Source organism: Kitasatospora sp. NPDC057738, from assembly GCF_042798815.1.
Taxonomy (GTDB): Bacteria; Actinomycetota; Actinomycetes; order Streptomycetales; family Streptomycetaceae; genus Kitasatospora; species Kitasatospora lactacystinica.
Map to the genome: position 1 here is coordinate 25,982 of NZ_JBHVJT010000067.1, position 12,740 is coordinate 38,721.

The 12,740-nt window shown below is 69.7% G+C and carries 12 protein-coding genes; 7 read left to right on the plus strand and 5 right to left on the minus strand.

The annotated features are described in order from the left end of the window. The first annotated feature begins 70 nt into the window (after nt 1–70). The 5 genes from ACFVGO_RS29940 to ACFVGO_RS29960 all read left to right on the plus strand — a co-directional run bounded on the left by ACFVGO_RS29940 (nt 71) and on the right by ACFVGO_RS29960 (nt 4,900). Nucleotides 71–691, plus strand: a complete 621-nt coding sequence (locus ACFVGO_RS29940; protein ID WP_049651835.1) for a heme-copper oxidase subunit III — start codon at nt 71–73, stop codon at nt 689–691. A 187-nt stretch (nt 692–878) separates the two neighbouring features. Further along, a complete protein-coding gene (locus ACFVGO_RS29945; RefSeq protein ID WP_359897057.1) occupies nt 879–1,688 on the plus strand; it encodes a c-type cytochrome in 810 nt (269 codons plus the stop codon). 8 nt (nt 1,689–1,696) lie between these two features. After that, nucleotides 1,697–2,749: a Rieske 2Fe-2S domain-containing protein gene (locus ACFVGO_RS29950; protein ID WP_359897056.1), complete on the plus strand. Its 1,053-nt coding sequence runs from the start codon at nt 1,697–1,699 to the stop codon at nt 2,747–2,749. Then, nucleotides 2,746–4,407: a ubiquinol-cytochrome c reductase cytochrome b subunit gene (locus ACFVGO_RS29955; RefSeq protein WP_359897054.1), complete on the plus strand. Its 1,662-nt coding sequence runs from the start codon at nt 2,746–2,748 to the stop codon at nt 4,405–4,407. Before ACFVGO_RS29950 ends, ACFVGO_RS29955 begins: the two co-directional genes overlap by 4 nt. Before the next feature lie 121 nt (nt 4,408–4,528). Next, nucleotides 4,529–4,900 carry a GntR family transcriptional regulator gene (locus ACFVGO_RS29960; protein WP_359897052.1) on the plus strand — a complete coding sequence of 124 codons (372 nt, stop codon included), beginning with the start codon at nt 4,529–4,531 and terminating at the stop codon, nt 4,898–4,900. Between the two features lie 19 nt (nt 4,901–4,919). On the opposite strand, the gene ACFVGO_RS29965 is transcribed toward ACFVGO_RS29960, so the two are convergent. The 4 genes from ACFVGO_RS29965 to coxB form a co-directional block, all read right to left on the minus strand. Next, on the minus strand, nt 4,920–6,176 hold the full coding sequence (locus ACFVGO_RS29965) for an Ig-like domain-containing protein (protein WP_359897050.1): 1,257 nt from the start codon (nt 6,174–6,176) through the stop codon (nt 4,920–4,922). Between the two features lie 204 nt (nt 6,177–6,380). After that, complete coding sequence (locus ACFVGO_RS29970) at nt 6,381–6,797, minus strand: cytochrome c oxidase subunit 4 (RefSeq protein ID WP_359897049.1); 417 nt, start codon at nt 6,795–6,797, stop codon at nt 6,381–6,383. Continuing rightward, the gene (gene ctaD, locus ACFVGO_RS29975) at nt 6,797–8,572 is read right to left on the minus strand and encodes a cytochrome c oxidase subunit I (protein ID WP_380353216.1); all 1,776 of its coding nucleotides are present in this window, start codon (nt 8,570–8,572) and stop codon (nt 6,797–6,799) included. The genes ACFVGO_RS29970 and ctaD overlap by 1 nt, the downstream gene beginning before the upstream one ends. Next, nucleotides 8,569–9,423: a cytochrome c oxidase subunit II gene (gene coxB, locus ACFVGO_RS29980; protein ID WP_380353214.1), complete on the minus strand. Its 855-nt coding sequence runs from the start codon at nt 9,421–9,423 to the stop codon at nt 8,569–8,571. Before coxB ends, ctaD begins: the two co-directional genes overlap by 4 nt. Before the next feature lie 369 nt (nt 9,424–9,792). Here coxB and ACFVGO_RS29985 point away from each other — a divergent pair, with 369 nt between their 5' ends. Then, the gene (locus ACFVGO_RS29985; RefSeq protein WP_359897046.1) at nt 9,793–11,205 is read left to right on the plus strand and encodes an aminotransferase class V-fold PLP-dependent enzyme; all 1,413 of its coding nucleotides are present in this window, start codon (nt 9,793–9,795) and stop codon (nt 11,203–11,205) included. Nucleotides 11,206–11,215: 10 nt separating this feature from the next. Here ACFVGO_RS29985 and ACFVGO_RS29990 read toward each other — a convergent pair whose 3' ends face one another. Further along, a complete protein-coding gene (locus ACFVGO_RS29990; protein ID WP_380635129.1) occupies nt 11,216–12,193 on the minus strand; it encodes a carbohydrate kinase family protein in 978 nt (325 codons plus the stop codon). A gap of 273 nt (nt 12,194–12,466) precedes the next feature. Here ACFVGO_RS29990 and ACFVGO_RS29995 point away from each other — a divergent pair, with 273 nt between their 5' ends. Continuing rightward, nucleotides 12,467–12,673: a hypothetical protein gene (locus tag ACFVGO_RS29995; protein ID WP_380353212.1), complete on the plus strand. Its 207-nt coding sequence runs from the start codon at nt 12,467–12,469 to the stop codon at nt 12,671–12,673. Nucleotides 12,674–12,740: the final 67 nt, after the last annotated feature.

Here is a 12,740-nt window from a genome sequence, read left to right on the forward strand (position 1 = left end):
GGCATACCGCACGCACCGGACACTCCGAGGGACACCCCCCGACGTGAAGACGGAATAAGGGACCGACATAATGTCCGTCGTGGCGACAGCAACAGCAGTAGAAACCGGGCACGCGCACGGATCGGTCAACCGGCCGAACATGGTCAGCGTCGGAACGATCGTCTGGCTCAGTTCCGAGTTGATGTTCTTCGCGGCCCTCTTCGCGATGTACTTCACGCTCCGCTCCGTCAAGGGGCCGGAGTTCTGGACCGAGAAGGCCCACGCCCTCAACGTGCCCTTCTCCTCGGTCAACACCACGATCCTGGTGCTCTCCTCGCTCACCTGCCAGCTCGGCGTGTTCGCTGCCGAGCGCGGTGACGTGAAGAAGCTCCGGGCGTGGTTCATCCTCACGTTCGCCATGGGCGCGGTCTTCATCGGCGGCCAGGTCTTCGAGTACACCGAGCTGGTCAAGAAGGACGGCCTGTCGCTGTCCTCCGACCCGTACGGCACGGTGTTCTACCTGACCACCGGCTTCCACGGGCTGCACGTGACGGGTGGTCTGATCGCCTTCCTGCTGGTCCTGGGACGGACGTACGCAGCCAAGCGCTTCACGCACGAGCAGGCCACCGCGGCGATCGTCGTGTCGTACTACTGGCACTTCGTCGACGTCGTGTGGATCGGCCTGTTCGCGACCATCTACCTGATCAAGTAACCAGCTGATCAGGTCGCTGGCCACCGGCTGCGGCCCCCGCCCTCACCGGCGACGGGCCGCTTCTGCCGGTGCCGACGCTCCCACCGACCGACCGCGCGCGCAGCCCTAGACAGGCAGCCTCGTGCCGGCCAGACCGGCCGCCGGGTGCACCCACCAGTCGACCAGATCCTGACACCGGGGTTATTCCGTGAAAAAGCTCTCCGCACGACGGCGCCACCCATTGGCGGCGCTGGTCGTCCTACTTCTCGCCCTGGCGGCAACCGGGGGGCTGTACGCCGCGTTCGCGCCCGCCGACAAGGCGCAGGCCGACGTCGCCGCGCAGTCGCTCGCGATCGATGAGGGCAAGAAGCTCTTCGCCGTCGGTTGCTCCTCCTGCCACGGCATGAACGGCCAGGGCAGCAGTGACGGTCCGAGCCTGGTCGGCGTCGGCTCCGCCGCTGTCGACTTCCAGGTCGGCACCGGCCGCATGCCCGCCCAGCAGCCCGGCGCCCAGGTCCCGCGCAAGAAGAACATCTACTCGCAGGCCGAGATCGACCAGCTCGCCGCCTACGTCGCCTCGCTCGGTCCCGGCCCGGTGACCCCGACGGAGGAGCAGTTCACCTCGACCAACCCCGAGGACATCTCCAAGGGTGGCGAGCTGTTCCGCACCAACTGCGCCCAGTGCCACAACTTCGCCGGCCAGGGTGGTGCCCTGACCAAGGGCAAGTACGCCCCGTCGCTCGAGGGCGTGGACGCCAAGCACATCTACGAGGCCATGCAGACCGGCCCGCAGAACATGCCGTCGTTCCCGGACACCACCATGCCCGAGGAGCAGAAGAAGCAGATCGTGGCCTTCGTCCGCCACACCACCAACGATGAGCCCAACCCCGGCGGTCTCACCCTGGGCAGCCTCGGTCCGGTGACCGAGGGTCTGTTCGGCTGGATCTTCGGCCTCGGCACGCTCATCGCGGTCGCGATCTGGGTCGCCGCCCACACCACCAAGGCCAAGAAGTCATGAGCCACGACATGTCAGAAGAGAAGCTCCCGGAGCCGCACGGCTCCGCCGGCGAGGTGGCCGACCACGGCAGCCCGTTCGCCGACCCGGGCCTGCCGGCCCACGAGCCCCGGCGCACCGACATCGACGAGCGGGCCGCCCAGCGCGCCGAGCGCCAGGTCTCGCTGATGTTCGTGATCTCGATGCTCGCCACCGTGGGCTTCATCGCCTCGTACGTGGCCATCGACCCGGACAAGATCGTCTACATCTTCCCGCTCGGTCACGTCAGCGCGCTGAACTTCGCGCTCGGCCTGACCCTGGGCATCGCGCTGTTCATGATCGGCGCGGGCGCGGTCCACTGGGCCCGCACCCTGATGTCGGACGTCGAGCTGCCGGCCGAGCGTCACCCGATCGAGGCTTCCGACGAGGTCCGCGCGGACGTCATCGAGCAGTTCAAGACCGGCGCCGCCGAGTCCGGCTTCGGCCGCCGCAAGATGATCCGCAACACCCTGATCGGCTCCATGGCGCTGGTCCCGCTCTCCGGCGTGGTCCTGCTCCGTGACCTTGGCCCGCTTCCCGAGAAGAAGCTCAAGGAGACCGGTTGGAAGGAGGCGACCGAGGCCAAGCCGCTGCCGCTGATCAACATGAACACGCTGCAGCCGATGAAGCCCGAGGACATCGTCATCGGCTCGCTCACCTTCGCCATGCCGGAGGGCCTGTCCACGCACAGCGAGGACTTCCAGCAGCGGATCGCCAAGGACGCCCTGATGCTGGTCCGCATCGCGCCCGAGGACATCAAGGACGAGAAGTCCAAGGAGCTCGGATTCGAGGGCATCCTCGCCTACTCCAAGATCTGCACCCACGTCGGCTGCCCGATCAGCCTGTACGAGCAGCAGACCCACCACGCGCTCTGCCCCTGCCACCAGTCGACCTTCGACCTGGCGGACGGCGCCCGCGTCATCTTCGGCCCGGCCGGTCACCCGCTGCCGCAGCTGAAGATCATCACTGACGAGAAGGGCAACCTGGTCGCCACCGGCGACTTCGATGAGCCCGTCGGCCCGAGCTACTGGGAGCGTGCTCGATGAGTAGCGCGAGCAGCACCACGACCGGTGCCGCCAAGCCCTCCAGCACGCGTGAGAAGCCCGCCAACAAGTGGGAAGCCGCGGCTGACTGGACGGACGGCCGGCTGGGGATCTACTCCCTCGCCAAGGCCAACCTGCGGAAGATCTTCCCGGACCACTGGTCCTTCATGCTGGGCGAGATCTGCCTCTACACGTTCGTCATCATCATCCTGACCGGCGTCTACCTGACGCTGTTCTTCAAGCCCTCGATGGCCGAGGTCGTCTACGACGGCTCGTACGTGCCGCTCAAGGGCATCCCGATGTCGGAGGCCTACGCCTCCACGGTGGACATCAGCTTCGAGGTCCGCGGCGGTCTGCTGATCCGTCAGATCCACCACTGGGCCGCCCTGGTCTTCGTGGCCGCGATGCTCGTGCACATGATGCGCGTGTTCTTCACCGGCGCGTTCCGCAAGCCGCGTGAGATCAACTGGGTCTTCGGCTTCCTGCTGCTGGTCCTGGGCATGTTCGACGGCTTCTTCGGCTACTCCCTGCCGGACGACCTGCTGTCGGGCACCGGTATCCGCTTCATGGAAGGCGCGATCCTCGCCGTCCCGCTGATCGGCACCTACGTCCAGATGTTCCTGTTCGGGGGCGAGTTCCCCGGCCACGACATCGTGCCGCGCTTCTTCACGATCCACGTGCTGCTGATCCCGGGCATCATGCTCGGCCTGCTGGTGGCGCACCTGATCCTGGTCTTCTACCACAAGCACACCCAGTGGGCGGGCCCGGGCAAGACCGAGAAGAACGTCGTCGGCATGCCGCTGATGCCGGTCTACATGGCCAAGGCCGGTGGCTTCTTCTTCCTGGTGTTCGGCCTCATCGCCGTCGTCTCGGCGATCGCCACGATCAACCCGATCTGGGCGTACGGCCCGTACCGTCCGGACCAGGTCTCCACGGACGCCCAGCCCGACTGGTACATGGGCTTCTCCGAGGGCCTGATCCGTGTCATGCCGGGCTGGGAGATCAGCGTCTGGGGCGGCCACACCCTCAACCTGGGTGTCATGATCCCGCTGGCGATCTTCCCGCTGGTCCTGGTCTCGATCGCGGTCTACCCGTTCATCGAGAGCTGGATCACCGGCGACAAGCGCGAGCACCACATCCTGGACCGCCCGCGCAACGCTCCGGTCCGCACCGCCCTGGGTGCCGCCTGGATCAGCCTCTACCTGGTGCTGCTGATGGGTGGTGGCAACGACCTGTTCGCCACCCACCTGCACCTGTCGATCAACTCGATCACCTACTTCGTCCGCGTCGGCTTCTTCGTCGTCCCGGTCGTCGTCTTCATCATCACCAAGCGCTGGTGCCTCGGCCTCCAGCGCCGTGACAAGGAGAAGGTGCTGCACGGCCGCGAGACGGGCGTCATCAAGCGCCTGCCGCACGGCGAGTTCATCGAGGTGCACGCCCAGCTGCCGCAGAAGGACCTGTTCAAGCTCACCGCGCACGACCAGAACCAGCCGGTCGAGCTGCCGGCCCAGACGGACGAGAACGGCGTGGCCCGCAAGGCCGGCGTCCTCACCCGCACCCGGGCCAAGCTCTCCCGCGGCTTCTACGGCGAGGGCAGCCAGATCCCCAAGCCGACCGCCGAGGAGCACCACGAGATCACCAGCGGCCACGGCCACCACTGATCCCGTAAGCGCCACAGCGCCACCCCGAGGGCCGCTGACCAGAGTTCTTCTGGTCGGCGGCCCTCGGGCTTTCCCAGGTCTGCCAGTCCCGTACCCGCCCGCCGCGCCACCAGGAGCCCCCGTGCAGCTGTCCGTCGACCCCGCCTCGGCCACTCCCCCGTACGAGCAGATCCGCGCCCAGATCGCCGACCGGGCCCGCTCCGGCGAGCTGCCGACCGGGCTGCGGCTGCCCACCGTCCGGGCCCTGGCCGAGGAGCTGGGGCTGGCCGCCGGCACCGTCGCCCGGGCCTACCGCGAGCTGGAGGCGGACGGCGTGGTGGAGACCCACGGCCGGCGCGGCACGCTGATCGCCGCCACCGGGGACGCCGCCCACCGGCTGACCGCCGAGGCCGCCGCCGAGTTCGCCGCCCGGGCGAGCCGCCTGGGCGTCTCCCGCTCGGACGCCCTGGCCGCCGTGGACACCGCTCTGCGGCTGGCCTTCCCGGAGGGCTGACGGGCCCCTCCCGGGCCCGTCAGAGGTCGGGGCGGATCATCCCCGCGGCGGGGGCCTGGGAGGGCGGTGCGGTGGTGCTGACGGGCTGTCCCGAGGCGCTGTGCTTGACCCAGTCCGTCCAGGCGACGTTCCAGTCCCCGAAGCCGTTGCCGAAGGACTCCATCGCGCCGCCCCGGCTGTTCACCACCGTCACCAGGTCCCCGACCCGGGTGTGCTGGTAGAACCACTCGGCGTTGCCGGTGCTCATGCCGGTGCAGCCGTGGCTGACGTTCTCGATGCCCTGCGAGCCGACCGACCAGGGCGCCGCGTGGACGTACTCGCCGCTCCAGGTCACCCGGGTGGCCCACTTCACGTCGAGGTCGTACGACTCCGTGCTGCCAGCGGCTATGCCGATGGTCTCGCCGTTCATCCGGACCGACCGCTCCTGGCCGAGCACCACCTTGACGCCGTTGCGGGTGTCGAAGCCGGGCTTGCCGGTGGTGACCGGGATGGTCTTCAGCACCTCGCCGTCGCGCTTCAGGGTGAGCTCGTGGGCGGCCGCGTCGATCACCGACTCCACCCGCTCGCCGATCCGCAGCTTCAGCGAGCTGCGGTCGCCGCCGTAGAGGCCGTCCGCGATCCGGCTGCCGGTGCCGTCGAAAGCCAGCGAGACGGCCGTGCCGGCCGGCCAGTAGGACTCCGGGCGGAAGTGCAGGTTCTTGTCGTCCACCCAGTACCAGGCCCCGGTGACGACGGGCTGGGAGCCGACCGTCAGGGCCCGCTCGACCTCCTGGCGGGCCTGCGGGTCCGTCACCGCCTCGGAGAGCTGCACGGTGAGCGGCTGGCCCACCCCGTAGACGCCGGTGCCGGAGGAGTCCGGGCCGAGCTTGGCGGTCAGCAGGCGCTGGGCGGCGACGGTGCTGAAGCTCGCGGTGGTGTCGCCGCGGCCGCCCCTGCCGTCGTCGGCGGAGATCCGCACCGTGTACGCGGTCGAGGCCTTCAGCCGGCCGGTGGTCTGCCAGCTGCGCTGGTCCTCCGCGAGCTTCCCGGCGACCACCCGGCCGTCCGGGCCGACCACGGTGACGTCGGTGAGCGTGCTGCCCTGGACGGCGCTCACGGTGACCGGCTGGGAGGGATCGGCCGTGCCGTCCGCCGAGAGGTGGACCAGCGGGGCCGCGTCGATCCGGTGCGGCCCGGCGGGCTCGTCGACCCCGGCCGTGCAGGCGGCCAGCGGGGCCAGCACTGCGAGGGCCAGCGAGATGCCGCCTAGAGCTGCGATTCCACGCCTGTCGGCCATGACCGCCTCCGAGGGTTCGCACGATTGATCAGATCGTAGGAACGCCCCCCGGTGAAGCGACATCCGAGGGACTTCCCGTTCACCCACCGGAGTGAGGCCGTCATCCCGGGGACGCAGCAGGACCGGGGAACGCGGCAACGCCGGGGGACGCAGCAGGGCCGGCCCCCCGTGCGGGAGGACCGGCCCTGGTGCGGAGGCGGGAACCTACTGGTTCTGGTTCTCGCCCCGGTAGAACTCGAAGACCCATCCGAAGATGCCGATCATGATGATCGGGGCGGCCCAGAACATCAGCCACCAGCCGAAGATCACGCCCAGGAAGGCGAGCGCGCCACCGAGCGCCAGCGAGAGCGGCTGCCAGCTGTGCGGGGCGAAGAAGCCCAGCTCGCCGGAGTCGTCCGCGACCTCGGCCTCGGGGTTGTCACCCGCGCCGCTGTCCACCCGGCGGGCGGTGAAGGCGAGGTAGTACCCGATGAAGGCACACAGGCCGAAGGCCAGGAACAGCGCGGTGGTACCGGCCGCCTCGATGCCCTTGTCCGAGTGGTTGGTCCACAGGCCGTAGGTCACGGCCATGGCCAGCACGAAGACCGACAGGCCAAGGAAGATCTTTCCCTGTTCCTTCATCAGGCGTCGCCCTCCTTGTTGCCCTTGCCCAGCTTCGGGGCGTCGTACTTCGCCGGGGTCACACCGGCGAGGTGCTTGGCCGGCTCGCCGTGGTTCTCCAGGTAGTCCAGCGCGGCGATCTCCGGGTGGTGGAGGTCGAAGGCCGGGGATTCGGAGCGGATCCGCGGGAGGGTGAGGAAGTTGTGCCGCGGCGGCGGGCAGGAGGTCGCCCACTCCAGCGAGCGGCCGAAGCCCCACGGGTCGTCCGCGGTGACCTTCTCGCCGTACTTGGCGGTCTTCCAGACGTTGTAGAGGAACGGCAGGATCGACAGGCCGAGCACGAAGGAGCCGATGGTCGAGACGGTGTTCAGGGTGGTGAAGCCGTCCGAGGCCAGGTAGTCGGCGTAGCGGCGGGGCATGCCCTCCGCGCCGAGCCAGTGCTGCACCAGGAAGGTGGTGTGGAAGCCGAAGAACAGCGTCCAGAAGGTGATCTTGCCGAGGCGCTCGTCCAGCATCTTGCCGGTCATCTTCGGCCACCAGAAGTGGAAGCCGGCGAACATCGCGAACACGACGGTGCCGAAGACCACGTAGTGGAAGTGGGCGACGACGAAGTACGAGTCCGAGACGTGGAAGTCGATCGGCGGGGAGGCCAGCAGAACACCGGTCAGACCACCGAAGAGGAAGGTGACCAGGAAGCCGACCGTCCAGAGCATCGGGGTCTCGAAGCTCAGCGAGCCCTTCCACATGGTGCCGACCCAGTTGAAGAACTTCACACCGGTCGGGACCGCGATCAGGAAGGTCATGAACGAGAAGAACGGCAGCAACACCTGCCCGGTGACGTACATGTGGTGCGCCCACACCGTCACGGACAGACCGGCGATCGCGATGGTGGCCGCGACCAGACCGGAGTAACCGAACATCGGCTTGCGGCTGAAGACCGGGATGATCTCCGACACGATGCCGAAGAACGGCAGCGCGATGATGTACACCTCGGGGTGGCCGAAGAACCAGAAGAGGTGCTGCCACAGCAGGGCACCGCCGTTGGCCGGGTCGAAGACGTGGGCACCGAACTTGCGGTCCGCCTCCAGGGCGAACAGCGCGGCGGCCAGCACCGGGAAGGCCAGCAGGACCAGCACCGAGGTCAGCAGGACGTTCCAGACGAAGATCGACATCCGGAACATCGTCATGCCCGGAGCGCGCATGCAGATGATCGTGGTGATGAAGTTGACCGCGCCGAGGATCGTGCCGAAGCCGGAGAAGGCCAGACCCATGATCCACATGTCGCCGCCGATGCCGGGCGAGTGCACCGCGTCGGACAGCGGGGAGTAGGCGAACCAACCGAAGTTCGCGGCGCCGTTCGGGGTCAGGAAGCCCGCCACCGCGATGGTCGAGCCGAAGAGGTACAGCCAGTACGCGAACATGTTCAGACGCGGGAACGCCACGTCCGGGGCGCCGATCTGGAGCGGCATGATCCAGTTCGCGAAGCCGGCGAAGAGCGGCGTCGCGAACATCAGCAGCATGATCGTGCCGTGCATCGTGAACGCCTGGTTGAACTGCTCGTTCGACAGGATCTGGGTCCCGGGACGAGCCAGCTCGGCACGCATGACCAGGGCGAGGATGCCACCGATCAGGAAGAAGGCGAACGACGTGCCCAGGTACAGCGTGCCGATCGTCTTGTGGTCAGTGGTGGTCAACCACTTGATGATGGTCGAACCCGGCTTGCGGGTCCGCTGCGCCCCGACCGTGACGGCCTCGGCGCCCCCGCCGGCCGCGGCGGGCTCGTTGAGGATTGTCACTTCTCTTCACTTCCCATGGTGATCAGGCCGGAGGGCACCGCACCGTTCTGGCCCTTGGCACGAAGCTCGGCCAGGTGCTTGTCGTAGTCGGCGCGGTCGACGACCTTGACGTTGAACAGCATGCGCGAGTGGTCGACGCCGCAGAGCTCGGCGCACTTGCCCATGTACTCGCCCTTGACGGTCGGCGTGACCTCGAACTTGTTCACCACGCCCGGCACGACGTCCATCTTCATCAGGAAGTTGACGGGCCAGAAGTCGTGGATGACGTCACGCGAGGTGAGGCGGAACTGAACCGACTCGTTGACCGGCAGCCAGAGCGTCGGAGCGTCCTTGGGCGTACCGACCTCGTACGCGGCGTCCCGGTTGGCCGGGTCGGGAGTCTCGGTGTTCTCGTAGTTGAACGCCCAGCTCCACTGGAAACCGACCACGTTGACGTAGTGCTGCGGCTTCTCGGAGGTGGCGGTCAGCTTCGCCTCGTCGCGGGCGACGAAGTAGAAGAGGACCGAGACGATGATGATGGGGACCGCGGTGTAGAGCGCCTCGATGGGCACGTTGTACCGGGTCTGCGGAGGGACCTCCACACCGGTGCGCTTGCGCCGGTGGAAGATCACGCTCCAGATGATCAGACCCCACATCAGTACGCCGACCACCAGCGCCGCGATCCAGGAGCCCTGCCACATCCGGAGGACCAAGGGCCCTTCCTGGGTGACGGGACTCGGGAGGCCAAGCCTGGGGAGGTCGTTGGCCGAGCAGCCGGTGGCGGTCGCGATGACGAGGCCCAGTGCCAGCGCCTGAGGCAGCTTCCGCCGCATCGTGCGCCGCGGCGAGCGGTCGGAGCCGTTGGGACTCACGTAGCGCCTTCCCGAAGTCTCGCCCGCCTTCGCGTCGCCCCGGGGAGGAGTGTGAGCCTCCCCGGCGACCCGTCCACGGGCACGGTTTGAATGCTTATGCGGGCCAAACCCTACTCCAGCCTTATGCGCTCCTGACGGGCAGCCCCCGGTAACGCGCCGCCCGCTAGCCCGATCAGGCCCGGTGGGGGCTGCGTCGCAGGTCATCGTAGGCATTCGAGGTCCGTACGCCCGATCGGGGGATGACCTCGGACGACGCCCGTGACGGCCCGTCGGACGCGGACGAAGCGGACATTCGGGATGATCGACTGACGGCGGGTGAGCCGTGCGAGGGGCCCCTGACTCCGGCCGGGTGTGTCGTTAAATGTCACCGTGTACTTCGACGCGGCCTCGACGGCCCCTCTGCACCCCGTCGCGCGGCAGGCTCTGACCGCCGCCCTGGACGAGGGCTGGGCCGATCCGGCCCGGCTCTACCGCTCCGGCCGACAGGCCCGGATGCTGCTGGACGCCGCCCGCGAGACGGTGGCCGCGGTGCTGGGCACCCGGGCGGACGAGATCGCCTTCACCGCGAGCGGCACCCAGGCCGTCCAACTCGGCCTGCTGGGCGCGCTGACCGGGAACCGGCGGCGCGGCGGCCACTTCGCGCACTCCGCGGTGGAGCACTCCAGCGTGCTGCACGTCGCGGAACGCCACCTGGCGGGCGGGGGCGAGGTCTCGGTGGCGCCGGTGGACCGCGGCGGCCGGGCCGACCCGGCGGCCTTCGGCGCGCTGCTGCGCCCGGACACCGCGCTGGCCGCGCTGCAGAGCGCCAACCACGAGGTCGGCACGGTCCAGCCGGTCGGCGAGGTCGCCGAACTGTGCGCCGCGGCCGGCGTCCCGCTGCTGGTGGACGCCGCGCAGAGCGCCGGGCGGATGGACGTCCCGGCGGGCTGGTCGCTGCTGACCGCGAGCGCCCACAAGTGGGGCGGCCCGCCCGGGGTCGGGGTGCTGGCGGTGCGCAAGGGCGTCCGGTACGCCTCGCCGCTGCCGGCCGACGAGCGCGAGGGCGGCCGGGTGCCCGGCTACGTCAACGTCCCCGCGATCGTGGCCGCGGCCGCCTCGCTGCGCGCCGTACGCGCCGAGGCCGAGCGGGAGAACAGCCGGCTGCACGCGCTGGTGGAGCGGATCCGCACCCGGGTGCCGCAGCTGGTGCCCGAGGTCGAGGTGGTCGGCGACCCGGTGCGGCGGCTGCCGCACATCGTCACCTTCTCCTGCCTGTACGTGGACGGGGAGGTGCTGCTGACCGAGCTGGACCGGGCGGGCTTCGCGGTCTCCTCCGGCTCCTCCTGCACCTCGTCCACGCTGACGCCCAGCCACGTGCTGGCGGCGATGGGCGTGCTCACCGAGGGGAACGTGCGGGTCTCGCTGCCGTACGGGACGGCCGAGGCCGACGTGGAGCGCTTCCTCGCGGTGCTGCCGGAGCTGGTGGCCGGCGTCCGGGCGCCGCTCGGGCTGGACCTGCCGGCGCCCGGGCCCGCGCCCGAACCCGAGCCGGCGGCCCGGGAGTCGCTGCTGGTCATCGACGCGCTGGGCAAGCGCTGCCCGCTGCCGGTGATCGAGCTGGCGAAGCGGATCGGCGAGGTGCCGCGGGGCGGCACGGTCGCGGTGCTGGCGGACGACGAGGCGGCCCGGCTGGACATCCCGGCCTGGTGCGGGATGCGCGGGCAGGAGTACGCGGGCGAGGCCCCGGCCGCCGAGTACGGCGGCGACCGGGGCTCGGCCTACCTCGTGCTGCGTCGCTCCTGAGCGGGGCGGACTACTTGACCAGGTGCGCGCTGATCTCGGCGACCGCCTCGGCGCCGTAGGCCTCCTCGAAGCGCTTCAGGAAGGCGGCCGGGCGCAGCTCGTACTCCTGGGTGCCGACGGTCTCGATCACCAGGGTGGCGAGCATGCAGCCGAGCTGGGCGGAGCGCTCCAGGTCGAGGTCCCAGGACAGGCCGGCCAGGAAGCCGGCGCGGAAGGCGTCGCCGACGCCGGTCGGGTCGACCTTGGCCTCCTCCTTGGCGCAGCCGACCAGGATCGGCGCCTCGCCCTTGCGCTCGATCCGGACGCCCTTGCTGCCCAGGGTGGTGATCCGGGTGCCGACGCGGGTGAGCAGCTCCTCGGCGCCCCAGCCGGTCTTGCTCTCGATCAGCGCGGCCTCGTACTCGTTGGTGAAGAGGTACGCGGCGCCGTCCACGATCTCGCGGATGTCGTCGCCCTCCAGGCGGGCCAGCTGCTGGGAGGGGTCGGCGGCGAAGGCGTAGCCGCGGGTGCGGCACTCCTGGGTGTGGCGGACCATGCCCTGCGGGTCGTCGGCGCCGATCAGGACGAGGTCCAGGCCGCCGACGCGGTCGGCGATCGGCTTCAGCTCGATGTTGCGGGCCTCGGCCATGGCACCGGTGTAGAACGAGGCGATCTGGTTGTGGTCCTCGTCCGTGGTGCACATGAAGCGCGCGGTGTGCCGGGTCTCGGAGATGTGGACGGAGTCGCAGTCCACGTTGTTGCGCTCCAGCCAGCTGCGGTACTCGGCGAAGTCCGCGCCGGCGGCGCCGACCAGGACCGGGCGCAGGCCGAGCACACCCATGCCGAAGGTGATGTTCGGCGCGACGCCGCCGCGGCGGATGTCCAGGGTGTCGACCAGGAAGGACAGCGACACGGTGTGCAGCTGCTCGGCGACGAGCTGGTCGGCGAACCGGCCGGGGAACGTCATCAGGTGGTCGGTGGCGATCGAGCCGGCAACGGCGATACGCACGGAAGGTCTCCTCAGGATGGCTGCGGGGCCAACGGGCAGGCGGGGATGAACCCACCCACGGTACCCGGCCCCGGGGAGCGCCCAGGCAAGAGTGCCGCAAGTTGCCGCCCGCACGGCCATGGTGGCACCCGTGGCCCTCGAACGTGTACTACCTCCCGGTAGCACTGGTGGGCGGCCGGGCCCCTGCCTAGGGTCGGCCGTGGGGGCCCGTCGCGCGGGCCCCGCCGTCGACCGTGGCAGCGTGGCCACGGCCCTGGATCGGAGCGATGCCCGATGATGACCGACCACTGCTCCCCGCCCGTCCTGCGGACCGAGGACGGCGAGACGCTCGACGCCCTGGTGGACTCCTCCCGGCGGCTGCGCCGGTTCTGGCCGCAGCTCGCGGCCGGTCCGCAGCCCGCCGCCCCCGCGCCGACCGGCTTCCGGGTCCCGTCCGGGGCGCAGCGGATGGTGGCCGGGATGGCCGAGTACGGCTTCTGAGCCCGCGCCGGAACGGATCCGACCGGTACGGAACCGGATCCGACCGGAGCACGTCACATCCGCGCGG